At 64.1% G+C, this 25,908-nt stretch carries 19 protein-coding genes; 10 read left to right on the top strand and 9 right to left on the bottom strand.

Annotated features, from left to right (window positions below; translation table 11 throughout):
* Window positions 1–9 precede the first annotated feature (9 nt).
* The 5 genes from LH365_RS02950 (at window position 10) to LH365_RS02930 (ending at window position 6,922) form a co-directional block, all read left to right on the top strand.
* The gene (locus LH365_RS02950; protein WP_226744720.1) at window positions 10–2,154 is read left to right on the top strand and encodes a glycoside hydrolase 43 family protein; all 2,145 of its coding nucleotides are present in this window, start codon (window positions 10–12) and stop codon (window positions 2,152–2,154) included.
* A 256-nt stretch (window positions 2,155–2,410) separates the two neighbouring features.
* A complete protein-coding gene (locus tag LH365_RS02945; protein WP_226744719.1) occupies window positions 2,411–3,658 on the top strand; it encodes an alginate export family protein in 1,248 nt (415 codons plus the stop codon).
* A 12-nt stretch (window positions 3,659–3,670) separates the two neighbouring features.
* Window positions 3,671–4,927: a CmpA/NrtA family ABC transporter substrate-binding protein gene (locus LH365_RS02940; protein WP_226744718.1), complete on the top strand. Its 1,257-nt coding sequence runs from the start codon at window positions 3,671–3,673 to the stop codon at window positions 4,925–4,927.
* A 158-nt stretch (window positions 4,928–5,085) separates the two neighbouring features.
* Window positions 5,086–5,973, top strand: a complete 888-nt coding sequence (gene ntrB / locus LH365_RS02935; protein ID WP_226744717.1) for a nitrate ABC transporter permease — start codon at window positions 5,086–5,088, stop codon at window positions 5,971–5,973.
* A gap of 139 nt (window positions 5,974–6,112) precedes the next feature.
* Window positions 6,113–6,922 carry an ABC transporter ATP-binding protein gene (locus LH365_RS02930; protein WP_226744716.1) on the top strand — a complete coding sequence of 270 codons (810 nt, stop codon included), beginning with the start codon at window positions 6,113–6,115 and terminating at the stop codon, window positions 6,920–6,922.
* 90 nt (window positions 6,923–7,012) lie between these two features.
* Here LH365_RS02930 and LH365_RS02925 read toward each other — a convergent pair whose 3' ends face one another.
* The 5 genes from LH365_RS02925 to LH365_RS02905 all read right to left on the bottom strand — a co-directional run bounded on the left by LH365_RS02925 (window position 7,013) and on the right by LH365_RS02905 (window position 14,766).
* A complete protein-coding gene (locus tag LH365_RS02925) occupies window positions 7,013–9,673 on the bottom strand; it encodes a nitrate reductase (RefSeq protein WP_226744715.1) in 2,661 nt (886 codons plus the stop codon).
* 114 nt (window positions 9,674–9,787) lie between these two features.
* Window positions 9,788–10,120 (bottom strand): nitrite reductase small subunit NirD, encoded by a 333-nt coding sequence (gene nirD / locus LH365_RS02920; protein WP_226744714.1) that lies wholly within the window; start codon window positions 10,118–10,120, stop codon window positions 9,788–9,790.
* Window positions 10,117–12,633: a nitrite reductase large subunit NirB gene (gene nirB, locus LH365_RS02915; protein WP_226744713.1), complete on the bottom strand. Its 2,517-nt coding sequence runs from the start codon at window positions 12,631–12,633 to the stop codon at window positions 10,117–10,119. Before nirB ends, nirD begins: the two co-directional genes overlap by 4 nt.
* Before the next feature lie 400 nt (window positions 12,634–13,033).
* The gene (locus tag LH365_RS02910; protein ID WP_226744712.1) at window positions 13,034–14,179 is read right to left on the bottom strand and encodes a CmpA/NrtA family ABC transporter substrate-binding protein; all 1,146 of its coding nucleotides are present in this window, start codon (window positions 14,177–14,179) and stop codon (window positions 13,034–13,036) included.
* On the bottom strand, window positions 14,179–14,766 hold the full coding sequence (locus LH365_RS02905; RefSeq protein ID WP_226744711.1) for an ANTAR domain-containing response regulator: 588 nt from the start codon (window positions 14,764–14,766) through the stop codon (window positions 14,179–14,181). The genes LH365_RS02910 and LH365_RS02905 overlap by 1 nt, the downstream gene beginning before the upstream one ends.
* Before the next feature lie 305 nt (window positions 14,767–15,071).
* Here LH365_RS02905 and LH365_RS02900 point away from each other — a divergent pair, with 305 nt between their 5' ends.
* The 4 genes from LH365_RS02900 (at window position 15,072) to LH365_RS02885 (ending at window position 19,866) form a co-directional block, all read left to right on the top strand.
* A complete protein-coding gene (locus LH365_RS02900; protein ID WP_226744710.1) occupies window positions 15,072–16,283 on the top strand; it encodes a NarK/NasA family nitrate transporter in 1,212 nt (403 codons plus the stop codon).
* 74 nt (window positions 16,284–16,357) lie between these two features.
* A complete protein-coding gene (locus LH365_RS02895) occupies window positions 16,358–16,897 on the top strand; it encodes a molybdenum cofactor guanylyltransferase (protein ID WP_226744709.1) in 540 nt (179 codons plus the stop codon).
* 160 nt (window positions 16,898–17,057) lie between these two features.
* Window positions 17,058–18,092 (top strand): TrkA family potassium uptake protein, encoded by a 1,035-nt coding sequence (locus tag LH365_RS02890; RefSeq protein WP_226744708.1) that lies wholly within the window; start codon window positions 17,058–17,060, stop codon window positions 18,090–18,092.
* Window positions 18,093–18,120: 28 nt separating this feature from the next.
* Window positions 18,121–19,866: an SLC13 family permease gene (locus LH365_RS02885; RefSeq protein ID WP_226744707.1), complete on the top strand. Its 1,746-nt coding sequence runs from the start codon at window positions 18,121–18,123 to the stop codon at window positions 19,864–19,866.
* Between the two features lie 48 nt (window positions 19,867–19,914).
* Here the strand turns inward: LH365_RS02885 and LH365_RS02880 are convergent, their stop codons facing one another.
* The 3 genes from LH365_RS02880 to LH365_RS02870 all read right to left on the bottom strand — a co-directional run bounded on the left by LH365_RS02880 (window position 19,915) and on the right by LH365_RS02870 (window position 23,310).
* A complete protein-coding gene (locus LH365_RS02880) occupies window positions 19,915–21,135 on the bottom strand; it encodes a hypothetical protein (RefSeq protein ID WP_226744706.1) in 1,221 nt (406 codons plus the stop codon).
* Window positions 21,136–21,217: 82 nt separating this feature from the next.
* Window positions 21,218–22,405 carry a hypothetical protein gene (locus LH365_RS02875; protein WP_226744705.1) on the bottom strand — a complete coding sequence of 396 codons (1,188 nt, stop codon included), beginning with the start codon at window positions 22,403–22,405 and terminating at the stop codon, window positions 21,218–21,220.
* Complete coding sequence (locus tag LH365_RS02870) at window positions 22,402–23,310, bottom strand: response regulator (RefSeq protein WP_226744704.1); 909 nt, start codon at window positions 23,308–23,310, stop codon at window positions 22,402–22,404. The genes LH365_RS02875 and LH365_RS02870 overlap by 4 nt, the downstream gene beginning before the upstream one ends.
* 153 nt (window positions 23,311–23,463) lie before the next feature.
* Between LH365_RS02870 and LH365_RS02865 the strand changes: the two genes are divergently transcribed.
* Window positions 23,464–23,883 (top strand): Tat pathway signal protein, encoded by a 420-nt coding sequence (locus LH365_RS02865; RefSeq protein WP_226744703.1) that lies wholly within the window; start codon window positions 23,464–23,466, stop codon window positions 23,881–23,883.
* A 189-nt stretch (window positions 23,884–24,072) separates the two neighbouring features.
* Here the strand turns inward: LH365_RS02865 and LH365_RS02860 are convergent, their stop codons facing one another.
* Window positions 24,073–25,677 (bottom strand): peptide chain release factor 3, encoded by a 1,605-nt coding sequence (locus tag LH365_RS02860; RefSeq protein ID WP_226744702.1) that lies wholly within the window; start codon window positions 25,675–25,677, stop codon window positions 24,073–24,075.
* Window positions 25,678–25,908: the final 231 nt, after the last annotated feature.

Below are 25,908 nucleotides of genomic sequence, written 5' to 3'. Positions count from 1 at the left end.
AAACCGCCCATGCCCGCCCGCTTCGCACCGAACGCGCTGATCGCCGCGCTTGCCCTGTTCGCCCTGCCCGCCGTCGCGCAGGCGCCGGCGCAACCGCTCCCCAGGACCACCGCCGCGACGACCTGGACGCCGGACAACGGCAACGGCACCTTCACCAATCCGCTGTTCAACGACGAGTTTTCCGACCCCGACCTGATCCGCGTCGGCGACGACTACTACATGACCGGCACCACCATGCACACCATGCCCGGCCTGCCCGTGCTGCATTCGAAGGACCTGGTGAACTGGAAGCTGCTGGGCTATGCCTTCGACCGTCTGGAGATGGGCCCGGAATACAGGCTCGAAGACGGCAAGAGCGCCTATGGGGCGGGTATCTGGGCCCCGGCGCTGCGCTATCACAACGGGACCTTCTACATCTTCTCCAATATCAACGGCTACGGCATGCAGGTCTTCACGGCGACCGATCCCGCCGGGCCGTGGACGCATAAAAAGCTGGGCGGCAAGATCTACGACCTCTCTGTCCTGTTTGACGACGACGGCAAAATCTACGCCGTACACGGCTATGACGAGGTCCGCATGATCGAGCTTAAGCCCGATCTCAGCGGCTATGTCGAAGGCAGCGACAAGGTGATCATTCCGGCCGGCAACGCCATGGGCGAAGGCCACCACTTCTATAAGATCAACGGCAAGTACTACATTATCAGCGCCAACTACGCCCCCGTCGGGCGGATGCAGGCCGCCCGCGCCGACACACCCTACGGCCCCTATGAGACGGTGACGATCAGCGCGCGCGAAACCATGGGCACGCCCTTCGGCTGGCGCACCACCGGCATCGGGCGCAACCTGCCGGCGCCCGGCGACAAGATCGGCGTTTCGCCGCCCCCGCCGGGCGGCAACGCCTTCGGGGCCGATCCGCTGCATCAGGGCGGCATTGTCGAATTGCCAAATGGGGACTGGTGGGGCTTTTCGATGATGGATGTCAAATCGATGGGCCGCACCACCTTCCTGTCGCCGGTAACATGGCAGGATGGCTGGCCGTATTTCGGCCTTTCCGGAAATTTCGGGCGAAGCCCGCGCACCTGGCTGAAACCCGCTACCGGCGTCGCAGCCACGCCCACCCCGACTTATCAGCGTAATGACGACTTCTCAGGTCCGAAGCCTCAGGCGATCTGGCAATGGAACCACGTGCCGGACGACCGGAAATGGTCGCTGTCCGAGCGGCGCGGCTATCTGCGGCTGCACAGCCTGCCCGCCCCGCATTTCCTGCTGGCGCGCAACAGCCTGACCCAGCGCGCCATCGGACCGGAATCGACGGCAACCACGACACTGGACGCCAGGGGGTTGAAGGCCGGCGACGTGGCCGGCCTCGCCCTGCTCAACATCCCCTACTACTGGCTGGGCGTGGTGCGCGACGGCAAGGGCTATCGCCTGCGTCTGTACGATCAACTCGCCGACACCACGGTCGAGACCGCCCTGAACGGCCCGCGCGTGCAGTTGCGCGTCTCCGGCAATTACGACACCGAACTGGCGCAGTTCAGCTATTCGACCGATGGCAAGACCTTCACGCCGATCGGCGGCGAACTGCGCACCGCCTATCAGTTGCGCACCTTTCAGGGCGTGCGCTACGCCCTGTTCGCTTACAATGAAAAGGGCGTCGAGGGCGGCAAGGCCGACTTCGACGATTTCCGCGTCGATGAGCCCCTGGCCGACCGCTCGAAGAACATCCCGGCGGGCAAGATCGTGACCATCCGCAACCTCGCCAACGACCTGCCCATGTGGGCCAATCCGCACGGCATGCTGCACTTTGCGGCGCAGGGTTCCAAAGACGCCGCCGGGCCGGGCGCGCGCTTCCGCGTCCACGATCGCGGTCAGGGCCGCGTGGCGCTGGAGGCCATGGACGGCAGCGGTTTCCTCACCGTGGTCGGTCTGGGCCTGTCCTCGGATGTGCGGCTGATGAAGAGCGAAACGCCCGACAGCCTGTTCCAGTGGCAGGACATGCTGCGCCATCAGTTCATGCTGATGTCGCTGCGCACCCACCGCTATCTGGGGCTCGACGGTCGCACGGGGGAACCCTATGCCGCCGACTGGCCCGGCGCCGACCCGGACCGCAAGAACGGCACCGTGCTGATGTGGGAGGAAATTCCCGTACCCTGACCCGCTTTTCGTTGCGAAAATACATCACAAGGTTATCGCTTGGTGAAAATCGTACGCACATGCGAAAAAAGCGATTGACGCCCCGTGAATGTTATATGACGCTCACGGTGTTATCCAAAGGCGGATGACACGCGGCGCGGGCCACCGACGGCCCCGCTCACCATCGGACAATGACGTCTCAGACCATTACCGCGCAAGGGGAACCGGCGGTGTAGTCTGGGGCGTTTTTTTTTTGCTCTTTTCAGGGGATATGACCGTGGCCCATCCAAAGCTGCGTCGGAAAAGTGCGCCCTTAATTTTGTGCGGCGCAACATTTTTAGCCGGACTGAGCGTTCCGGCTTTCGCTCAGGAGACGTTTGGCGAAGCCCTCGCGGCGGGCAAGCCGCTGCTGGAAAGCCGCCTGCGCTACGAAGGCGTCGATCAGGCGGGACTGCAGAAGGGCTCGGCCCTGACGCTGCGCAACCGCATCGGGTTTCAGTCCGCCGACTGGAAGAACCTGAAATTCCTCGTCGAATTCGAGGACGTCCGCGCGCTGGACGACGACTACAATTCAACCACCAACGGCAAGACCCAGTATCCGGCGGTGAACGACCCGACCGTGACCGAACTGAACCGCGCGCAGGTGGTGTGGTCGCCGTCGAGCTTCACCACCGTCACCGCCGGACGTCAGCGTCTGGTGCTCGACGATGCGCGCTTCGTCGGCAATGTCGGCTGGCGTCAGGACGAACAGACCTTCGATGCCTTGCGCGTCGACACCACGGTGGGCAAGCTGGCCGTCACCTACGCCTACGTGTTTCAGGTCAACCGCGTCCTCGCCGAAACGGCGGACTGGGATTCCGACAGCCACCTGCTCAGCGTCACCCTGCCGGTCAATGAAGCGCTTAAGCTTCAGGCCTTCGACTACGCGCTCGATTTCGAAAACGCCAAGGCCAATTCGACCAACACCATCGGGCTCAAGGCCTCCGGCTCGGCCTGGCTGTCGTCGTTCAAACTGGCCTATTCGGGCTATTACGCCCAACAGACCGACTATGGCTACAACCCCGCCGACTTCGAGCTTTCGGCCTATAATATCGACGCCGCGGTGACCTGGGACATGTACACCCTCAAGCTCGGCTACGAGACGTTCGAGGGCGACGGCACGCGCGGCTTTATCACGCCGCTGGCCACCACGCACGCCTTCAACGGCTGGTCCGACGCGCTGGCCTTCTCCGGCAACAAGACCATGGCCAACGGGTTCAAAAACCTCAGCTACAGCCTGACTGTGGCGGGCTACACCCACCCGTCCTTCCCGCTGATCAAGAACCCGACCCTGACGCTGGCCTATCACGACTTCGAGACGGATCGCCTCAGCCAGTCGATCGGCACGGAATTCGACGCGCAGTTCGCCGCCGGCCTGACCAGGAACCTGTCGCTGCTGCTGAAATACGCCGACTTCGACCGCGCCAACACCCTCATGCCCGCCTCCCGCACCAAGGTGTGGGTCGGCTTCGAATACAAGCTTTAAGGGACTATCGATATGACCGACATCTCCCTCTCCCGACGTCAGGCGCTCATCGGCGCTGCCGCCACTGTCGCCGCCGCCAGAACCCTCTTCCCGTCAGGCGCCTTCGCCGCCGGCAAGGGCCCGGAGGTTTCCGGCGCCAAGCTGGGCTTCATCGCGCTGACCGACTCTTCGCCCCTGATCATCGCCAAGGAAAAGGGCCTGTTCGCCAAGTACGGCCTGCCCAATGTCGAGGTGCTGAAGCAGGCCTCGTGGGGGGCGACGCGCGACAATATCGTGCTGGGCGCGCAAGGCGGCGGCATAGACGGGGCGCACATCCTCAGCCCCATGCCTTATCAGTTCACCCTCGGCGTCGGCGCTCGCAAGACGCCGATGTACATCCTTGCCCGCCTCAACACCAACGGTCAGGCCATCAGCGTCGGCAACGATCTGAAAAACGTGCAGGTCGGGCTCAACGCCGCCGGCGCGAAGGCGAAATTCGCGCAGCTCAAGGCCGCCGGAAACCTGGCCAAGGTGGCCATGACCTATCGCGGCGGCACGCACGACCTGTGGGTGCGTTACTGGCTGGCGGCCGCCGGGATCAATCCGGACACCGACGTCTCGACCATCGTCATCCCGCCGCCGCAGATGGTGGCGAACATGAAGGCCGGGACGCAGGACGTCTTCTGCGTCGGCGAGCCGTGGAACGGTCAACTGGTCAATCAGAAGATCGGCTACACCGCCGCGACGACCTCGGAAATCTGGATGAACCACCCGGAAAAGGCGCTGGGGATGCGCGCCGACTGGGTCGATAAATATCCGAACGCCGCCAAGGCCCTGATCGCCGCGGTGATGGAAGCGGCCCAATGGTGCGACAAGAACCGCCCGGCCATGTGCGCCATTACGGCGGGCCGTCAGTACATCAACGTGCCGATCAACGACATCCTGCCGCGCCTGCAGGGCAAGATCAATTACGGCGACGGGCGCAATGTCGCCGGATCGCCGCACCTGATGAAGTTCTGGGCCGACAACGCCAACTTCCCGTTCAAGTCGCACGATGCCTGGTTCGTCACCGAGAACAAACGCTGGGGCATTATCGACAACGATGTGGACACCAAGGCGCTGGTCAACACGGTCAACCGCTCCGACCTGTGGCGCGAAGTGGCCAAGCAGTACGGCATCCCGGCCCCGGCGGATTCGCGCGGCGTCGAGCGGTTCTTCGACGGCAAGACCTTCGACTGGGCCAATCCCAACGCCTACCTCGCCAGCCAGCCGATCAAGAAACTGGCCTGATCACTCTTCCCTTCTCCCTCGAGGGAGAAGGTGGTCGAGCACCGCGAGACCGGATGAGGGGGCAACCACGATCTCGACATCCCCCTCACCCCAACCCTCTCCCTTTAGGGAGAGGGGGTTTGAAGCAAGGAACTCCCATGCCATTCGAAGTTCAAAAAATGACCGCCCCCCGCCCTGCCGCGCCTGCCGTCCCCGTCGCCCATCAACCCCAGACCCTTCTGGCGGCGGCGCAGGCGAAACAGATCGCCGCCTCCAGACGCCGCAAGCTGGCCGATAAGGCCGGCAACTACCTCATGCCGCTGCTCACCGTCGGCGCGCTGCTGCTGATATGGGAAGCGCTGGGCAACGCCTTTCCCGGCGGACTGCCCTCGCCGTCGATGGTGCTGATGGAGGCGCAGGAGCTGATCTTCGATCCGTTCTACGATCGCGGCGGGGTCGACAAGGGCCTGTTCTGGCACGTCCTGACATCCCTCTCGCGCGTCGGCGTCGGCTTCGGTCTGGCCGCCGTGTGCGGCGTGCTGCTGGGGGCCTTCCTCGGCACGGTCGACTGGGCGCGCAAGGGCACGGACCCGATCATTCAGGTCCTGCGCACCGTGCCGCCTCTGGCCTGGCTGCCGATCTCGCTGGCGGCGCTGCGCGAAGCCCAGCCTTCGGCCCTCTTCGTCATCTTCATCACCTCCATCTGGCCCATCGTCATCAACACCATGGTCGGCGTGCGCAACATCCCGCAGGATTACGTCAATGTCGCCAAGGTGCTGCGCCTGACTCCGGCCGAGTATTTCTTCAAGATCATGCTGCCCGCCGCCACGCCGCACATCTTCACGGGTCTGCGCATCGGCGTCGGCATGAGCTGGCTGGCCATCGTCGCCTCCGAAATGCTGCTGGGCGGCGTCGGCATCGGCTTCTTCATCTGGGACCAGTACAATTCGTCGCGCATGTCCGACATCATCGTCGCCCTGCTCTGGGTCGGCATGGTCGGCTTCGTGCTGGATCGTCTGGTGGCCCTTGTCGGTCAGTACGTCTCGCGCGGCACCACCGCGGATTGATCAATTTCCCTTCTCCCTTGAGGGAGAAGGTGACCCGCTGGCGGGTCGGATGAGGGGGGACACCTTTATCCGCCTGTGCTCGCTATTCCCCCCTCACCCCAACCCTCTCCCTCAGGGAGAGGGGGCCTGGAGGCAAAACATGTCCAAACCCATCCTTTCCCTTGAAAACATCTATGTCGATTTCGAGCGCGACTGCGTCATCTCTCAGGTCCTCGATAATGTCTCGCTCAGCGTCCACAAGGGCGAATTCCTGTCGATCATCGGCCATTCCGGTTGCGGCAAGTCCACGCTTCTCAACGTCGTCGCGGGCCTCGTGCCGGTAACGCTGGGCGCGGCTTTGCTCGACAACAAGGCGATCACCGGCCCCGGCCCGGAGCGCGCCGTAGTGTTCCAGAACCATTCGCTTCTGCCGTGGATGACGGTCTACGAGAATGTCCGCCTCGCCGTCGCCAAGCTCTACGGCGCGAAGGAGAACCTGAAACAGCTCCACGACCGGACGATGAACAATCTGGAACTGGTCAAGATGACCCACGCCAGGGACAAGCGTCCGGGCGAAATCTCCGGCGGCATGAAACAACGCGTCGGCATCGCCCGCGCGCTGAGCATGGAGCCCAAGGTGCTGCTGCTGGATGAGCCCTTCGGCGCGCTCGACGCCCTGACCCGCGCGCACCTCCAGGACACGGTGATGGAACTGCACGAGCGCATCTGCGCAACCGTGCTGATGATCACCCACGATGTCGATGAGGCCGTGCTGCTGGCCGACCGCGTGGTGATGATGACCAACGGCCCCAAGGCGCGCATCGGCGACATCGTCGAGGTGAAGACGCCGCGCCCGCGCGACCGCAAGGCCGTGATGCAGGACGCGCATTTTGTCGATTGCCGCCGCCGCATCGTCAGCTTCCTCGAAGCCCACGATCATGCGCCGGCGCCGCTGGCCGAACCGGCCTGAATCACCGCCTGAAGCGTCGCCTGAAGCGTCGCCTGAACGGAAAACGCCGCCCGGATCGTCCGGGCGGCGTTTTGGCGTTCGCAAATGGGATCAGGCCTGAACCTTTTCCTTTTTCGCGGCCGCCGCATGGCGCAGCAAACACTGCTTCAGTTCGCCCTTGCACGAACCGCAGGCCGTGCCGGCCCGCGTGACTTCGCCGATCGCTTCGACCGTCGTCGCGCCGTCGTCGATGCAGGCATTGACGGCGTTTTCACCGACGCTGTTGCAGGCGCAGATGAGGCGGCCCTTATCCGACACGCCCGGCATCCGCCCGATCAGCAGCGCCGCGCGCTGTGCGGCGCTCAGTTGCGCCTCGCCGAAGCCGTCCAGCAGCCAGTCGCGCGGCGGCAGCTTCTTATGGATCGGCGCGAGGAACAGCACGCGCGTCAGGCGGCCGTCCTCGACGCGCACCTGACGGCGGATGCCGGTGGCCGGATCGTCGAGCGTCGCCGTGGCGGTGAAGTCCGCGCCTTGCGGCATCTCCAGCCCGGCGATCTCATAACAATCGGCGTGGGCGTGGGCCGTGCGCCGCCAGATGGTGTCGGGTTTAAAGTCCGGAAACTCGCCATCGAAGTCGCGCGGCGTCATAAGGAAGCCGTGCCAGGTCTCATGGAAGGGCGTCACCTGCGCCGGCGTATGCTTGAATTCCGGCTGGCCCGACATCGGATCGACCGCCGGATTGATCAGCGGATTGGAACGGCCGAACGGCGCGAATTGCTTCGTCCAGTGCATCGGCGCGTGCAGATTGCCGACGCGCACATCGTCGGTGATGCGGGCCTTGAGGATGGCCTCGCCGTGCGCGGTGCGCACCACCGCCAGACGCCCGTCCCTGATGCCCAGCCGCCGCGCGTCCTTGGGGTGTATGTCCAGCGTCGGCTCGGAGATATGGCGGTTCAGTTCCGGCGCCAGCGCCGTGCGCGTCAGGGTGTGCCAGTGGTCGCGCACGCGCGCCGAATTGAGGCTGAACGGGAAGTCCGGCGTCGGTTGATTGGCCGGGCCGCGCACGATCGGCGGCACCAGCCGCGCCCGACCGTTCGGCGTGTTGAACTTCCCATCCGCGAACAGGCGCGTGGACGGCTGCCCATCGGCGCGAAACGGCCAGCGCACCGGCTGAAGCGCGTCGTACTGCGCCTTCGACAGGCCGGTCAGCCCGCCAAGATCGAGGAAGCGCTTGCCATTGTTCTCGAACGCCGTCAGCCCGGCGTGCTCGGCAAACACCGCGTCCGGTCCGCTCCAGTCGAAGGCATTGGCCCAGTCCGGATTCATGCGCCGCGCCACTTCGGCGATAATGGCCCAGTCGGGACGCACCTGCCCCGGCAGATCGGTGAGGTTGCGCTGGCGCGAAATGACGCGCTCGGAATTGGTCACCGTGCCGTCCTTCTCGCCCCAGGCGGCGGCGGGCAACTGGATATGCGCCATGTCCATAGTGTCGGTGCGGGCGATGACGTCAGACACCACCACCAGTTCGCAGTTCGATAAGGCTTCGTGGATGCGGTTGGCGTCGGGCATGGAAACCATCGGATTGGTCGCCATGATCCAGATGGCCTTGATCCTGCCTTTCCGCACCGCCTCGAACATATCGACGGCCTTCAGGCCCGCTTTCGGCGCGATGGTCGGCGACCCCCAGTAGCGCTGCACCAGCGCCTTGGAAGCCTCGTCAAAATCCATATGCGCGGCCAGCATATTGGCCAGCCCGCCGACCTCGCGCCCGCCCATGGCGTTGGGCTGGCCGGTGATGGAAAAGGGCGCGGCGCCCGGCTTGCCGATCTTACCCGACAGCAGGTGCGCATTTATCAGGCTCAAGCCCTTGTGTACCCCCTGAGCCGATTGATTCGAGCCCATGGAGAACAAACTGACCACTTTGTCCGTATACAGATAAGCGTCGTAAAAGGCCTTGAGATCGACCGGCGAAATGTCGCAATCGGCGGCCACGGCCTCCACACTCTGGTCGTCGGAACTCAGCGCCGCCATCAGACGCGAAAAGCCCTGAGTGTGTTGATCTACAAAGTCATGATCGAGGGCATCACGCGCGATCAGTTGGGCGCAAAGCCCGTTCCACAGGCGAATGTCCGTTTGCGGACGAATCATCAGATGCAGGTTGGCGGACCTCGCCGTATCGGTGCGGCGCGGGTCGATGCAGACGCGAAACTGGTCCTGCCGGGTTTCGATGCGCCGATAGAGAACCGGATGCGTCCAGGCGGCGTTGTGGCCGCTGAAAACCAGCATGTCGGCCTCGGTCAGATCGTCATAGGTGCCGGGCACGAGGTCGGCCCCGAAGGCCTGCTTGTGCGCCGCGACTGCTGAACTCATGCACAGGCGCGAATTGGTGTCGATATTGGCCGTGCCGATATAACCCTTGGCCAGCTTGTTGACCGCGTAATAGTCTTCAGTCAGCAACTGTCCCGACACGTAGAAGGCCACGGCGTCCGGGCCGTGCTCGGCGACGATGTCGCGGAAGCGGCCCGCCACCTCGTCCAGCGCCGCATCCCAACTTGTTTCCACAAACCCGTCCGCCGTGCGCCGGCGCGGAGTCAGCAGACGTCCTTCCAGTCCGAAGGTCTTGCCCAGCGCTGTCCCCTTGGAGCAGAGCCGCCCCTGATTGGCCGGATGCGCCGCATCGCCCTTGACGGTCATACGGCGGCCGTCGAGCGTCGCTTCGACGCCGCAGCCGACGCCGCAATAGGGACAGGTGGTGTTATGGGTGGTGGTCATTCAACAACTCCCCCTCTCCCTTGAGGGAGAGGGTGGCGCATCAGCGCGGGGTGAGGGGGAAGGTCGGAGTTCACCCCCCCTCACCCCAACCCTCTCCCTCAAGGGAGAGGGGGTTCAACGCAAACCCAGCAAAATCCGGGCGTTCTCGATCCTGAGCGGCACGGTCGGGGTGCAGCCCTTGCCCGCATCGGCACCGACGGCTTCACCGGTCTGCAACGAAAACGACCAGTTATGCAGGGGGCAGGCGATGTGACGACCATGGACGATGCCTTCGGACAAGGGCCCGCCCTTGTGCGGACATTTGTCCATCACGGCGTAATATTCGTTGTCCACCGTGCGGAAAACGGCGATGGCCCCAAGGTCCGTATCGACCCGGCGCGCGCCCTGATAAGGCACATCAACCGCCGCGCCCACATCAACCCATTTTAAAGCCAGACTGGCGTTCATCGGGCGATCTCCTTCTTCTCGCTGCGCAGGTCGGCCAGCGGCGAAAACACCTGCGCCGGCTCGGATTTGGGCGCATGTTCCGCCCACGGATCAACCTGAAACACCGCCTGCGATTCGAGGAACCGCCCCGACAGCGCCTTGCGTTCGTCGGCGTCGAACATCTTCGCCTTGATGGCCTCAAGCCCGACACGCTCGATCCACGGCGCGGTGCGCTCCAGATACCAGGCGTCCTCGCGATAGAACTGGACGAAGGCCATCGAATATTCGCGGGCCTCGGCCTCGGTCGCCACCTTGCACAACAGGTCCGTGCCGCGCAGATGGATGCCGGCATTGCCGCCGACGTGCAGTTCATAGCCGGAGTCCACGCAGATGACGCCGAAGTCCTTGATGGTAGCTTCCGCGCAGTTGCGCGGGCAGCCCGACACGGCCATCTTGAACTTGTGCGGCATCCAAGAGCCCCAGGTGTCCTGCTCCAGCTTGATCCCCAGCCCGGTCGAATCCTGCGTGCCGAAGCGGCACCATTCCGAACCAACGCAGGTCTTCACCGTGCGCAGGGCCTTGGCGTAGGCGTGGCCCGACACCATGCCGGCGGCATTGAGGTCGGCCCAGACGGCGGGCAGGTCCTGCTTCTTGATGCCGAACAGGTCGAGACGCTGACCGCCGGTCACCTTGACCATCGGCACCTCGTACTTGTCGCAGACATCGGCGATGGCGCGCAGTTCCTTGGCCGTCGTCACGCCGCCCCACATGCGCGGCACGACGGAATAGGTGCCGTCTTTCTGGATGTTGGCGTGGTTGCGCTCATTGACGAAGCGCGAGCGCGGATCGTCCTGATATTCGCGCGGCCAGGCGCACAGCAGGTAATAGTTCAACGCCGGACGGCACGAGGAACAGCCGTCGGGCGTGGTCCACTTCATCGCCTGCATGACGTCGGGAATGGTCTTCAATTCCTGCTCGACAATCGTCTTGCGCACCACGGCGTGACCATGCTCGGTGCACTTGCACATCGGCTTGGGGCCGGTCTGCGCCTTGAAGGCGTCGCCCAGCGTCACCTTCAGCAATTGTTCGACAATGCCGGTGCACGAACCGCACGACGCGCTGGCCTTGGTGCAGCCGCGCACCTTGTCCAGATTGTCCGCGCCGCCGCAGATCGCCTCGACCACCGTACCCTTGCTTACGCCGTTGCAGCCGCACACTTCCGTGTCGTCGGGCCATGCCGCAACGGCGGCGTTAGGGTCCACGCCGGCCAGCGCCTCCGTCACCGCCTGACCGAAGATCAGGGTGTCGCGGATATCGCCGATACTTTCACCCTTTTTGATCAGGTCGAAATACCAGCCGCCGTCCGCCGCCTCGCCGAACAGCACGGCCCCGACCAACTGGTTGTCCTTGATGACGATGCGCTTGTAAACGCCGCGCGCCGGGTCGCGGAAGACGATGTCCTCGCAGCCCTCGCCGCCGTTGAACTGCCCCGCCGAGTAAAGATCGACGCCCGACACTTTCAGGCGCGTCGCCAGTTCCGAACCGAGATAGGCCGCGTCGGGATTCCTGCCCGTCAGCACGTCGGCCAGCGTCCGGCACATGTCCCAGATCGGCGCAACCAGGCCGTAGCACTGACCGCGGTGCTGCACGCATTCGCCGACCGCGAAGATGAAGGGATCGTCGGTGCGCATCTGATCGTCGACGACGATGCCGCGCTCGACCGTCAGGCCCGCCGACTTCGCCGGTTCGACGTGTGGACGGATGCCCACCGCCATGACCAGCAGCGAGGCCGGGATGACGCGCCCGTCCTTCAGCTTCAGGCCCTCGACATGGGTTTCGCCGACAATAGCCTCGGACTGCGCATTGAGCACCGCCGAGACGCCGCGTTCGGCCAGCGCCTTTTCCAGCAGACGCCCGGCGGCCTCATCGAGCTGACGCTCCATCAGCACATCGACGAGGTGGACGACCGTGGCCTTCATGCCGCGCCTGGCCAGACCGTAGGCGGCCTCAAGGCCCAGCAGGCCGCCGCCGATCACCACCGCTTCCCCGCCACCCTTTTTAGAAGCATGGGCAGCCGCCTTCTGCATCAGGTCGACATCGTGCAGATCGCGGAAAGCAACCACGCCCGACAGGTCGGCACCGGGCAGCGGCAGGCGGATCGGGTCGGACCCGGTAGCGAGGATCAGATAGTCGTAGCCGATCGTCTGACCGTCGTGCAGCATGACCTGTTTGGCCTCGCGGTCGATGCCCTGCACCCAGCAGCCGAAATGCGTCTTTACGCCGTTGAGGTCGTACCAGTCCTGCGAATGGGTGACGATCTGCTCGAAGGTCTTTTCCCCGGCCAGCACTGGCGACAACTGGATGCGGTCGTAGGTGGCGCAGGCTTCGGCGCCGATGATCGAAATGTCGAACATGCGCCCACCTTCGCTAGGATTCGCGCGTTTTAGTATTTCCTCGACGATGCGGCCGCCGGCCATGCCCGCGCCGATGACGACAATCCGGGGCTTAGGGGGGGTATCGAGATTGAAGGCCATGAGGGTGCCCTTGTGGGAGAGCGTGGAACTTTGGCCAAAAAAAATCCCGCACTCCCTTGACGCGTGAGCGTTTCAGGAGTGCGGGACGTCTTTGTCCGGTGGAGGCCCCGTCTCGCCGCCATTGGCGCGCCGGAGCGAATGTCTGTGGATCGCCTTTGATCCGTGGACTTATTGGGCCACAGGATCAGCCTTGTGTCAATCCGCGTTTTTTGCGTCTGCGAGGCGAACGATTTTCATACCTCCCCATCTTTGATGGGGAGGGGACCGCGCCCGTCAGGGCGTGGTGGTGGGGTATCTGGCTAAGCCATCCAAATACGCGCCAGTTGAAATTCGGTGAGACCACCCCACCACCATTTGCTCCGCAAATGGTCCCCTCCCGGCATAGCCGGGAAGGTATGATTCAAGCCCGGCTCACCCGGAACACACCGCCGTCGAACAGGGTGTTCGGCGGCATGAGGATGTCGTTCGGCTCGGCCGGCAGCGTCCACGCCTCGGCCGCCCCGCCTTCGTCCTTTTCGTCGTCGAGCGGCAGCGACAGGCCCAGGGGTTCCGCCGCCTGACGCCACAGATCGGGCCGGTAAACCCGGCGCGCGATGGCGTCGAAATCGTGGTCGCCTTCGGTCAGGCCCCAGCGCACGAACTGCCCGATGAACCATTTGGCGTGGCTGATCCACGGGAAGGTCGTCGTCTGCGGATCGAGGATCAGGCCCGCACCGCCGGGGGCCAGCGCCTTCTGAACGGCCTCCAGCGGCGCGCCGACATAGATTTTCTGGCTCAGCACCTCGGCCATGGCGTTGGCATTGGCCGGATCCGCCGCCCACTGCCCGGCGCGCAGCACGGCGCGGGTCAGGGCCACGGCTTCTTCCGGGTGTTCGTCGGCCCAGGTGCCGCGCAGGGCCAGCACCTTTTCCGGCTTGAGCGTCCAGAAGGCCGGATCGGAAAACAGCACCACGCCGTCGCCGTTCAGTTCGGCCATCTGCGGCCAGGGCGAGCCGGAGCAGAAGCCGTCGATCACCCCGTCGCGCAGATGGTCGGCCATGCGCGAGGGCGGCAGAACCACCCACTGCACCTGACGGTCGGGATCGACGCCGCCCGCCGCCAGCCAGTGACGCAGGACGAAGTGATGCGGCGAATAGTTGAACGGGATGGCCAGCGTCACCTTGCCTTCGCTGACGGCGCGGCGGTGCTGGATGACCAGACGCAGGGCGCGCGCCGATTCGAGCAGGGTCGAGGCGCCCATCCCTTCGAACACCTCTTTCAGCTTCGAGGAGATGACCACCGAATTGCCGTTGGCCCCCAACGCCATGGGCGCGATGATCTGACCGATGGTCGGGCCCAGGCCCAACCCGCGGGCCAGCGGCAGGGTGGCGAGCACGTGCGCGGCATCAAGCAGGCCATAGGACAGCTTGTCGCGGATGTTCGACCAGTTGGCCTCGCGGCTCAGGGAGACGTCCAGCCCTTCGGCGGCGTAGCATCCCAGCACCTCGGCCAGCACGACCAGGGCGGCATCGTTGAGCGGGCTGAAACCGATACGTACACTCAGCATCAGTCGTCCCTCTTCTTCAGCAGGTCGGAAATGGACAGAATATCCTCGGCGATCGCCGCGATGGGACGGCCCGAATCCATGGCGTGCTTGCGCATCAGACGATAGGCCTCCTCCTCGCTGATCCCGCGCGAGGTCATCAGCACGCCCTTGGCGCGGTCGATGGTCTTGCGCGCCGCCAGATCGGCCTTGGCCTTGGTCAGGTCGTGGCGCAGGGTCTGCATCAGGTTGAACCGGTGCGCCGCCACCGCAAGGATCGAGGCCACGCGGTTGGGTGAATAGCCGTCCACGACGTAGGCCGCAACCCCCGCCTCCAGCGCCTGCGCCGTCGTATTGGCGTCCGAGCGGTCGACGAACATGGCCACCGGGCGCGGGGCCTGCTCGTGGGCGATCTGCAGCGCGTCCAGCGTATCGCGGTCCGGGCTTTCGCAGGCGATGATGACCATGTCCGGATTGATGTCGCTGAGGCGGGCCAGTTCGAAGCGCGGCCAGTGGTGAATCTGCGCCCCGGTCAGGCTTTCGTCCAGCCGCAGGCCTTCGGCCACAAGGGCCGCACGCGCGTCGTCGGGGTCGATGATCAGCACATTCACGGGGGAGTTATCCGGTGCAGGCATCCCGGTAAACAGGCCGGGACGTCGATTCTTTTGCTACGGCTACGCCCATTATGCCGCAGTGCGCAAGAAAAATTTCACCCGTCCCGCATGGCAAAATCCCGCGCAAAAATCGCCGCTTGACAGTGCGGCGTTCCCTGACTTAGGTTTTTCGCAGCGATTGGGGAACTGGCCAACGGCGGTCAGCCTCCGGAACGAACCGGACAGTCGTCTTCACCCCAAAATGTCTCCCCAACGCCGTGGCGCCCCCTTTGGTCGCCCGGCACGACGTCGCAGGTTTCCGTATGATTTCCAAGGACTTCCTCAAGGCTGGGCACTCCCCCACCCTGTTTTCGGCCTTCCTCTATTTCGATATGAGCTTCATGGTATGGGTGCTTCTGGGCGCGCTGGGCGTTCAGATCGCCGCCGACCTCGGCCTCACCCCGGCGCAAAAAGGCTTCATGGTCGCTGTCCCCATCCTGACCGGCGCGTTGCTGCGCCTGGTGGCAGGCGTGCTGGTCGATCGCATCGGTCCGAAAAAGACCGGAGCCATCGGTCAGGCCATCGTCATCACCGGCCTGTTGCTGGCCTTCGTGCTGAAAATCGATTCCTATGCCGGCATCCTGATGCTGGCCGGGGTGCTGGGCGTCGCCGGCGCGTCGTTCGCCGTGGCCCTGCCGCTGGCCTCGCGCTGGTATCCGCCGCAGTATCAGGGCGTGGCGCTGGGCATTGCCGGCGCCGGTAATTCGGGCACGGTCTTCGCCTCGCTGTTCGCGCCGTCTCTGGCCAAGGCCTTCGGCTGGACCGCCGTGTTCGGCTTCGCCGCCCTGCCGCTGATCGCCGCCTTCATCTTCTACCTGATCTTCGCCAGAGACGCCCCGAACCCGCCCGCGCCCAAGCGCATCGATCAGTATTTCGATGTCCTCAAGCAGCAGGACGCCTGGTGGTTCCTGCTCTTCTACGGCGTCTCCTTCGGCGGCTTTGTCGGCCTGAGTTCGTCGCTCAACATCTACTTCAACTCGGAATACGGCCTCGACCCGGTCAAGGCCGGCTTCTTCACCGCCGCCTGCGTCTTTGCCGGCTCGCTGTTCCGCCCCGTCGGCGGCAGCGTGGCGGACAGGATCGGCGGCATCCGCACCCTGTCGATCATGTACGTGGTCGCCGCCATCGCGCTGATCATCATCAGCTTCGGCCTGCCGACCGCCTATACGGCCCTGCTGTTCCTCATCATCGGCATGGGCGCGCTGGGCATGGCCAACGGCGCGGTGTTCCAACTGGTGCCGCAGCGCTTCCGTGCGGAAATCGGTGTCATGACCGGGCTGGTCGGCATGTTCGGCGGTATCGGCGGCTTCTATCTGGCCACCAGCCTCGGCCTGTCGAAACAGGCGCTCGGCACCTATCAGCCGGGCCTGATCGGCTTCGCGGCGCTGGCTTTGGTGGCCTTCGGCGGTCTGACCCTGATCAAGCGCCGCTGGCGCACGACTTGGGGAGGAGCCTTAGAGAATGTTCGTATCTAAAACCGCCTTCATGATCTAACGTCAGACGGATCGCGTGCCCCGGCGGTCCGTTTCCTTTTGAGGCCTCTCCCGTCATGACCATCGCAGGCGTCATACTGTGCGGCGGCAAATCGCGCCGCATGGGCCTGGACAAGGCCGGGCTGAGGTTCAACGGTCGGACCTGGCTGGACATCGCCGCACAGACGCTGACGGCGGCGGGTGCGGAAACCCTCATCTACAGCGGGCGGCCCGACCTGCCCGGCGGCGTCGCCGATCCCGCGCCCGACGCCGGCCCGGCAGGCGGCATAGTCGCCGCCCTGCGCCATCTGGGCGACCGCTGCGATCAGGCGCTGTTCGTCCCCGTGGACATGCCCGAACTGCCGCCCGAAGCCCTGACCTTTCTGGCCGCCCAGCCCGGAGCCGGCGCCTTTTTCCACGGCGATCCCCTGCCCTTCGCCCTGCGCCTCAGCCCCACGGTTATCGAGGCCGCTCAGGCCTTCGTCACCACCGCCGCGCGCAGCCCTTCGGTATGGGGCCTGCTCATTCATCTCGGCTGCGTCGAAGTCCCGGCGCCGCCCGGCCTGATCCTGCGCAATCTCAACACGCCCGAAGACGCCGCGACGCTCAAATCCTGATCGCTTTCCTTATCGCGCCTTTATCGGCGTTTCAGGCACTTACGACCCAATCTTACGACCCCAATCTTACGACCCGAGTACAGACCAAAGACGATCACCCGTGCCGGACCGCGCCCCTCCTCTTCGTTCCTCATCCCGACAGCGACGCGGCCCTATCGATGTGCCGGGCGAGGTCTTCCCCTATATCACCCTCAACCGCAAAGGCCGGCTCAGCCTGTCTCAGTCTCTGGCCATGCGCGGCGCGCTGGTGCTGGCGCTGATCCTGGTGGCGCTGGCCGGACACTGGCTCGATCGCGGCGGACTGAGAGACAATACGGACGGGCATGTGTCCACGGTGGACGTGCTCTACTTCACCGCCGTCACCGTCTCGACCGTCGGCTATGGCGACATCGTGCCCGTCACCGACCGCGCACGCATGTTCGACACCTTCGTCGTCACGCCGATCCGTCTGTTCATCTGGGTCATCTTCCTCGGCACGGCCTACAGCTTCGTCGTCAAAAGCACCTGGGAAAGGATACGCACGCACATGATCCGCAAGGGGCTCACTCAGCACATCATCGTCTACGGCTACGGCGCGGGCGGCGAGGCGGCGGTCAACGAACTGCTGCGTCAGAAGGTCGATCCGGGCAGGATCGTGGTGGTGGACAAGGATGCCGACCGCATCACCGCCGCCATGGAACGCGGCGTCATCGTCATCGAATGCGACGCCACGCACAATTCGACGCAGGCCGCCGCCGGCATCGATGCCGCCCATGCCGTCATCGTCTCCATGGGACGCGACGACACCACGGCGCTGGTCGTGCTGTCCGCGCGGGCCATGAACCCGCACGTCTCGATCAGCGCTACGGTGCGCGCGGTCGAAAACGAAGACCTGATCCGTCAGGCCGGGGCGGATCACGTCATCAATCCCGTCTCCTTCGGCGGGCACCTGCTGGCGCGCGCCGCCGAAGGCCGTCACGTCGTGGACTATATCAGCGACCTCGCCTCCGCCGACGGCAAGGTGGTGATGCGTCAGCGCGAGGTGACGGCGGACGAGATCGGCCAACCGCTCGACGCCATCCGCACCGGCATGGGCGTGCGCATCTGCCGCGACAACCACGTCATCGGCTATTGGGAAGACGGCGCGCGCAGCCTGCGCAAAGGCGACATCCTCATTGAAATCATACGCACGGATACGCTCACCTCGTTCGTCTAAATCACCCATTCGACCGGACCACCGCTGAATGAACCTGACCGCGTACGCTTCTCCCGCCCTGCTCAGTTCCCTGATACTGGCCGGGGCGCTTGTGCTTTTCGTTACCGAGCGCGTACGCCACGACCTGATCGCCGTGCTGGCCCTGCTGGCCGGGCTTGTCACCGGCGTGGTCAAGCCGGAAAACGCCCTGAGCGGTTTCGGTGACCCGGCCATCGTCGCCGTGGCGGCGGTGCTGATCGTCGGGCGGACGCTGGAACTGAGCGGCGTAGCGGCGCGGCTTGCCCGCTACATCCTCTTCGGGCGCACGACCTACAGTATGCAGATGGCTATGCTGATGGTGGTGGGGGCGCTTCTGTCGGCCTTCATGAACAATATCGCGGCGCTGGTCATCGTTATGCCGCTGGGGGCCGAGATCGCACGCCAGAACAAGCGCGCCGTAGGCACCATCCTGATGCCGCTGGCCTTCGCCACCATCATGGGCGGCATGATCACCCTCATCGGGACGCCGGCCAATATGATCCTGTCCTCCGTCCGTGAGGAACGGCTGGGGCAGGGCTTCGGCTTTTTCGCCATGTCGCCGGTCGGCAGCGCCGTGGCCGTTATCGGCATCATCTATCTGGCCGTCATCGGCTGGCGCCTCCTGCCGCCACGCCGGGGCACGATGGAAGGCGCGGTTTCGCCGTGGAAGGTGTTTGAACTGACCCTGACGCAGGCTGTTCAACTCAGCCGCCAAGCCGTATCGAAACAACTGCACACCAGCCGCACGCGCCTGCTGCGCCTGATCCGCCGCGACAAGATCCTCCCTTGGCCCGAAGACAACCGCCTCAAGCGCGGCGACCGGCTGCTGCTCCTGTCGCGCTATATGCCCGGCGACGTGTCCGACAGTCTGGAGATGAAGACGGCCGCCCCCCTGCCCGCCGAACAGGAGGTGACAGCGCACATGGTCGTCGCACACGGCTCGCCCATCATCGGCGAGCGCTACGACGCCATCGCCCACCGCACCGGCGGCGCGCTCAATGTGACAGCGGGCGGACCGCGCGCCGCCAAGCTGAAAACGCCCCTGTCGGCCATTTCCATTCAGGGCGGTGACCAGTTGTTCATCCGCGGTCAGGCCGCCGATATCGCGCGCTTCGCCACGCAACAACGCCTGCTGGAAATCGATCGCGCCGATACGGCTCCGGTCAATATCCGCGCGGCCATTCAGACCGTCGGCATCTTTGTGCTGGCCATCGCCGTGACGGTCATTTTCGACGTCTCTCCCGCCCTGACCTTCCTCGCCGCCGCCGCGGCCATGGCGGGGCTGAGGCTCATCCCCGCGCCGGAAATCTATAAATCCATCGACTGGAGCGTCATCGTCCTGCTGGCGGCGATGATCCCGGTCGGCCAGAGCTTCGAAAGTTCGGGCGCGGCCAGGGTGGTCGCCGATACCATGGCCGGCTGGCTGCAGGGCGCGCCGTTGATCGTCTGCATCGCCGCCGTGTGCGGCCTGACCCTGTTCCTGACCATCCTGCTCAACAATGTCGCCACGGCGCTGATCATGGGGCCGCTGGCCATCCAACTGGCGCAGATACTCGACGCGCCGCCCGACGCCCTGCTGCTGGCCGTGCTGGTCGGCACCTCGTCGGACTTTCTGACGCCGATCGGGCACCAGAACAATCTGCTGGTCATGGCGCCCGGCGGCTATCGCTTTACGGACTACGCCCGCGCCGGGGCCCTGCTGGCGGTGCTGGTCGTGGCCACCACCGCCGTCGTGCTGAGCGCCCTGTTCGGGTAGGCGCCCTCTGACGGGCGCCTTCGATCTGTCTTGATAAGTAAGCGGGAATCAACCCGCCGGGACGCTGGCCTTGAGGAAGCCCGATGTCGTGACGCTGAAGCTGGGGCGGTCCTCGAACAGGTAGTTGAGGCCGCTTTCAAAATCCATCAGCACATCGGCATATTCGACCGGCTTCATCGGCTTGCCGGTCTGGATGGCGCGGTTCATGCGGAAGCTCCAGAACGACGCCACGTGGTCCAGCGTGCCGATGATCTCGCCCAGTTCGCTGAACAGGCTCGACCCGTTGAGCAGGAAGCGCTTGAACGGTCCCGGCTTGTTATGGCTGACCAGATCGGCATAGGCCGTGTCGTAGACCTTCAACACGTCATAGGCATGGTTGAGCGCCCGCGCCATGCCGCGCGCCAGACGCATCCGCGCATTGAGGATGTAGTCCTTCACGCGGTCGTCGCTGACGCCGAAGGGCTGATAGGTGCCGATGCCGGCCAGGACTTCGCGCAACTGATCCTGAAGATCGAGATAGCGCCACTTGTAATAAAGGAAGCCGCGCCAGGCAAAGATACCCTCGGCAAACTCCTGATCCGTCATGCGGAAGGTGTCCTTCAGCGGCCACAGTTCGCGGTCGAGCTGATCGGACAGAATCTTGTTGCCGAGCTTCATCGACGCCCCGGCATAGTGGTCGCCCAGCGCCGTGTTCACCAGCCGCTCGATTTCATTCGAGGTAAAGCGCATCATGCGCGACAGGTCCGCCGGCGACAGGCGCAGATAGATGCCCCCCGGACGATGGCCCTGCCGCGCCAGCGTCTCGCGCACCAGAAACGGATCGAGCGACGGCAACTGATCCAGACGACGCAGGATCTTGATGTCCGGGTTCTTGTCGTAGTCCGAGATCGACAGATATTCGCGCGCGAGCTGCTCGAAACCGATCTGGTTGATGAAGATGCTCGACGCCCCCAGACGCAGGTCGAAATGGTCGTAGGGCAGGATGATCTTGGTCACCGTGCGCCGGCTGCCATGATAGAAATGGCGCTCGTTCAGGCGCAGGGTGTGTTTGAGAATGATGGCGCGGTTGAGCAGCGACGACTGAAAGAACGGGTTGTCGCCGTAGTCGTCGTCCTTGTGGTGCAGACGGTAGACGCGCGACAGGTTGAGCACGCGCGTGGACGCCGCCGTCTGACCCAGATTGGCCAGGTTGCGATACTCGCGGATGACCCGGTTCGGCTGCTCCGGTCCACGGGTCATCTTGTAATTGCGGCGGGCCGTAGAAACCATGTTATCCGAGACCTGGGCAGGAAAGGCTGACTATTCCCCAAACCCTAGAAGACAGGTTCAAACAGGCCGTGAATGAAGACGGTTAATCCTCTTCATCCGGGCCCAGAATCATCAGGCTGTCGTCGAAATCCATCAGCACGTCGGCATATTCGACCGGCATAAGGCGCTGACTGGCGGCGGCGCCCGTCATGCGATAGGCCCAGAAGGACGAGATGTGCCCCAGAATGCCGATGGTCTCGCCCAACTCAAAGAACAGCTTCGGCCCGTCGAGCAGGAACTGACGGAAGGGGCCGGGGTTCTGGCCGTGGATCAGGGCGTGATAGGCGCGGTCATAGACGCCCAGCGTGCGGCCGACCTCGTTGATGGCCTTGGCGATGCGCCGCCCCAGACGCGGCTTGACCTCTTTCAGATAGTCGCGCACCGCGTCGTCCATCTGACCCATGGGCTGATAACCACCCAGCCCCTGCAGGACGCGGCGCATCTCGTCCTGAAGCTCGGTCAGACGCCATTTGAAATAGAGGAAGCCGCGCCACGAGAAGATGCCTTCGGAGAATTCCTCGTCGGTCATACGCAGGGTCTGACGCAGCGGCCACAGTTCCTGATCCAGTTCGTTGGACAGTATCTTGCCGGCCAGCTTGATGCTGGCCCCGCCGACCATCACGCTGCCGAAGGCCGTGCGCACCAGTTGCTCGATTTCGGAATTGGCGAAACCGATCATGCGCTGGATGTCGTTGGCGGAGATGTTGAGATAGCAGGTGCCGGGTTTGAAGCCATGCCGCGACAGGTGCTCACGCACCAGAAACGGGTCGAGCGACGGCAACTGATCTAGCAGGCGCAGCACCTGCACGTCGATGTGCGAATTGACGTCGCCGATCCCGAACTGTGTGCGGCAAAAGGCTTCGAAGCCCACCTGACTGACCAGCACCGAACGACCGCCCAGTCGCAGGTCGTTCGGGTCGAACGGCATGACGATCTTGGTCGCCGTGCGGCGGGTGCGCGTGAACAGGTCGCGCTCGTTGGCCCGCAGCGTATGCTTGATCAGTATGGCGCGGTTGAGTTGCTTGTCGCGGAAGAAGGGCCGGGCGATATAGTCTTTTTCGTGCGACGAGACCAGCGCGATGGCCGCCAGGTTGAGTACCCGGCTGGTCGAGGCGCTGTCGCCCAGATTGGCGAGGTTGCGCACGTCGCGCGTGGTGGCCTTGCCCTTGTCCTTGTCCGAACGCGCCTGAAACGCCCCCCTCGCCCGTTCGTAAGTCGCCACCGCGCTCATGCCGACAGTCTCTTCCTCTTTCGCTTGCTCACCAGCGCTTCAAGCTGGCGGATGATGGCCATGGCCTCCGGCAGTTCCTCGTTGCGGAGGTCGTTGAGCCGGCGGATCGAATCCAGATGTACGTCCAGCACCTCCGGTTCGGTATCTTCGCCGAAATATGCCACATATTCCTTTAAAGAACGTGTAGCCTCGGTCAGCAGCTTCTGGCGGTATTTTACCGCCGCCGTTTCGCTCTGGGTGACGCGCTCGACCATATAGTCGAGCGTCTCCCTGTGCAGGCCGTTGCGCGAGGACATCAGGGCACGCAGGCCCTCAAGCTCGACCGAAAGCGTCTCCTGAAACAAGGTCTTGAAATGGCGGTCAGCCGCGGCTTCGACATCGTCGGCGCGGCGCAGCAGGCCCTGATAGCCGGCATCCTTGTGCCGGCGGCGGCACGGGCCGACATAGTTCGCCGAAACGATAAACGGGCGCGGACGGCATAGCGCCGAGGCCAGACCGCGGATCAGACTGCGCGTCGAAAACGGCTTGATGATGAACTCGTTGACCCCGGCATTGCGCGCTTCGGTCACGTCACGCGAACGGTGGCGGCTGGTCAGCATCAGTATGGGGATGCGCGGATTGGGGAAGCGCGGATCTTCGCTGACCGCCGCACGGCGCAGGAGTTGCGTCAGTTCCAGACCCGACAGGCCCGGCATGTTCCAGTCGAGCACCATGATGTCGGGATTATGCGCCTTCAAAAGGTCGATGGCTTCTTCGGCGTCGCGCGCCGGCACGATCTGCAGGAAACCCGCGGAGCGCAACACTTCGGTGACCATACGACGCAAGCCGTCATTGTCCTCGACGACCATCACCGTCATCGAAGCGACATTGATCTTGCTCAGAAGTGCGAACGCTTCGGTTGACATACTCTACCGCAACTCAGTTGCGCAAAGCATAGGCACAAAGTCTTAATTCAAGATTGAACCTATTGAATACACTATAGTTAACCGAAATTAAGCTTACCCGGAAACCGCCTGTAAACCCTGTTGTGCCAGAGTGCGGGCATGAAGAGTACAGGCATGAACAGACGCGAACTTCTCCGATGGCAATTGTCCGGCCTGACCGCAGCGGTATCCGGCGGGCTGATCCTGTCTCCTGCGCAGGCCTCCGCGCCCAAGAAAAAGGGCGGCGGCGCGGATTTCGTGCAGATGCCGCTTTTGACGGTCTTCACCAAGACGCGCGACCGCCGTCACGGCACCCTGACCGTCGAGATCGGGCTCGACACCAACAAAAACGCCAAGCTGGCCGAAGCGATCAGCAAATCGATCCCGCGCCTGCGCGACGCCTTCGTCGCGCGGCTTCAGGCCTATGCGATGGGGCTCACGGCCTCGTCGCTGGTCGATCTCGATTACGTGACCCGCGAACTGCAAACCGCCACCGACACCGTCCTCAAGCAAAAGGGTGTGAAGGTGCTGCTGGGCAGCGTGGTGCTGGCTTAAAGCCTCTTACACCTCCCCAACTTGTTGGGGAGGGGGACCGCACGAAACGGCGGAGCCGTTGAGATGTGGTGGTGGGGTATCTTGCGATATATCCACCCGCCCATTCTGTTGAATGTAAGTAAGAACCCCACCCCCGCGCCCTAGCGGGCGTGGTCCCCCTCCCCGCCAAAGGCAGGGAGGTGTAGGTGGTTACCCGCGTTCCTTGGTGCGCAGGAACTGCACGTCCGGATAGCGTTCGGCGACATAACCGATCTCCCAGGCCGATTTGCCCAGAAACACCGGAAACTCGTCAATATCGGTGCCCATCGCCGAGCGGTGCTTGCCTGCGAAGTCCTCGATCTTGGCCGCATCCCCCCCCAGCCAGCGGGCTTCGGCATAGGGCGACGGCTCGAACACGCAATCCAGCCCGTATTCGTTGGCCAGACGGTCGGCCATGACTTCGAACTGAAGCTGACCCACGGCGCCGACGATAAAGTCCGAACCGATCGCGGGGCGGAACAATTGCGTCACCCCCTCCTCGGCCAGAGACTCCAGCGCCTTCTTCAGGTGCTTGGCCTTCAGCGGGTCCTTGACGCGCACGCGCTGGAGGATTTCCGGCGCGAAGTTCGGCAGGCCCTGAAAACGCACCGTGCCGCTTTCCGACAGCGAGTCCCCGACGCGCAGCACGCCGTGGTTGGGGATGCCGATAACGTCGCCGCCATAGGCGTCCTCAGCCAGTTCACGGTCGGACGCGAAGAACATGATCGGCGCATTGACCGACAACTGCTTGCCGGTGTTCTGCACCTTGAGCTTCATGCCGCGCTGGAATCGGCCGGAAGTCAGCTTGAGCATGGCGATGCGGTCGCGGTGGTTCGGGTCCATGTTCGCCTGAACCTTGAACACGAAGCCGGTGACTTCCTTGTCCGTCGGATCGACCTCGGCATCGGTCCCGGCCTTCGAGGCCGCCACCGTCTTGGGCGCGGGGGCGAAGTTGCCGATGGCTTCGAGCAGTTGATTGACGCCGTAATGGCGGAGCGCCGAGCCGAAGATGACCGGCGTCATATGGCCTTCGAGGAAACTGTCGACCTCGAACGCCTTGAACCCGCCTTCGAGCAGTTCGGCATTGTCCTTCAGTTCGTCCAGTTCCGCCTGATCGAGCCAGCCCCTGGCCACAGCCTCATCGACCGGCGCGGGGTCTTCGTGGCCCTGATCGTATTCGGCGCCGGAGTCGCGGCGGGTGAAGGGATAGAAGAGACCCGTCTTCAACTCGATCATGCCGCGGAAACGGTTGCCGGAGCCGGCGGGCCAGTAGAGCGGCGACGGATCGAGTTGCAGCTTCGACGCCACCTCGTCCAGCAGGGCCAGCGAATCCTCGGCCTCACGGTCCATCTTGTTGATGAAGGTGATGATGGGGATGTCGCGCAGGCGGCACACTTCGAACAGTTTAAGCGTCTGCGGCTCGATGCCCTTGGCGGCGTCGAGCACCATGATGGCGGCGTCGGCGGCCGTCAGAGTGCGGTAGGTGTCTTCCGAGAAGTCTTCGTGGCCGGGCGTATCGAGCAGGTTGAACACGAGGCCAGAGTGCTCGAAGGTCATGACCGAGGACGAGACCGAGATGCCGCGTTCCTTTTCGATCTTCATCCAGTCCGAGCGCGTGCGGCGGTTTTCGCCGCGCGCCCGCACCTGACCCGCGGCGCGGATCGACCCGCCGGCCAGCAGCAGATGTTCGGTCAGGGTCGTCTTACCGGCGTCCGGGTGCGAGATGATGGCGAAGGTGCGCCGGCGCGGCGCTTCGGTCTGAGGGGTATTGGACATGGCGTGGCGTTATATCGCGAGCGTTAAAAAGTAAAGAGCGCGCCCACTTCCTCCTCCCTGTTGCGCAGCAATGGGGAGGTGGCACGCCAAAGCTTAGCGAGGGCGTGACGGAGGGGGGTAGCGCCAAACCTCAATGCTGCTCCGCCCCTTGAAATAGCGGAGCCATCCCCCTCCGTCATTTTCACTGCGTTCAAATGCTACCTCCCCATGCCGGTGGCACAGGGAGGCGAT

Source organism: Asticcacaulis sp. AND118 (assembly GCF_020535245.1).
GTDB lineage: Bacteria > Pseudomonadota > Alphaproteobacteria > Caulobacterales > Caulobacteraceae > Asticcacaulis.
The sequence above is the reverse complement of the archived record's forward strand: the minus strand, read 5'-3'. Positions and strand labels throughout refer to the sequence as shown.

Bases quoted from the DNA above. Each gene is read 5' to 3' on its own strand.
- LH365_RS02950 (WP_226744720.1), top strand. From the start codon at position 10: ATGCCCGCCCGCTTCGCACCGAACGCGCTGATCGCCGCGCTTGCCCTG.
- LH365_RS02940 (WP_226744718.1), top strand. From the start codon at position 3,671: ATGACCGACATCTCCCTCTCCCGACGTCAGGCGCTCATCGGCGCTGCC.
- ntrB (WP_226744717.1), top strand. From the start codon at position 5,086: ATGACCGCCCCCCGCCCTGCCGCGCCTGCCGTCCCCGTCGCCCATCAA.
- LH365_RS02930 (WP_226744716.1), top strand. From the start codon at position 6,113: ATGTCCAAACCCATCCTTTCCCTTGAAAACATCTATGTCGATTTCGAG.
- LH365_RS02925 (WP_226744715.1), bottom strand. From the start codon at position 9,673: ATGACCACCACCCATAACACCACCTGTCCCTATTGCGGCGTCGGCTGC.
- nirD (WP_226744714.1), bottom strand. From the start codon at position 10,120: ATGAACGCCAGTCTGGCTTTAAAATGGGTTGATGTGGGCGCGGCGGTT.
- nirB (WP_226744713.1), bottom strand. From the start codon at position 12,633: ATGGCCTTCAATCTCGATACCCCCCCTAAGCCCCGGATTGTCGTCATC.
- LH365_RS02910 (WP_226744712.1), bottom strand. From the start codon at position 14,179: ATGCTGAGTGTACGTATCGGTTTCAGCCCGCTCAACGATGCCGCCCTG.
- LH365_RS02900 (WP_226744710.1), top strand. From the start codon at position 15,072: ATGATTTCCAAGGACTTCCTCAAGGCTGGGCACTCCCCCACCCTGTTT.
- LH365_RS02895 (WP_226744709.1), top strand. From the start codon at position 16,358: ATGACCATCGCAGGCGTCATACTGTGCGGCGGCAAATCGCGCCGCATG.
- LH365_RS02885 (WP_226744707.1), top strand. From the start codon at position 18,121: ATGAACCTGACCGCGTACGCTTCTCCCGCCCTGCTCAGTTCCCTGATA.
- LH365_RS02880 (WP_226744706.1), bottom strand. From the start codon at position 21,135: ATGGTTTCTACGGCCCGCCGCAATTACAAGATGACCCGTGGACCGGAG.
- LH365_RS02875 (WP_226744705.1), bottom strand. From the start codon at position 22,405: ATGAGCGCGGTGGCGACTTACGAACGGGCGAGGGGGGCGTTTCAGGCG.
- LH365_RS02870 (WP_226744704.1), bottom strand. From the start codon at position 23,310: ATGTCAACCGAAGCGTTCGCACTTCTGAGCAAGATCAATGTCGCTTCG.
- LH365_RS02865 (WP_226744703.1), top strand. From the start codon at position 23,464: ATGAACAGACGCGAACTTCTCCGATGGCAATTGTCCGGCCTGACCGCA.
- LH365_RS02860 (WP_226744702.1), bottom strand. From the start codon at position 25,677: ATGTCCAATACCCCTCAGACCGAAGCGCCGCGCCGGCGCACCTTCGCC.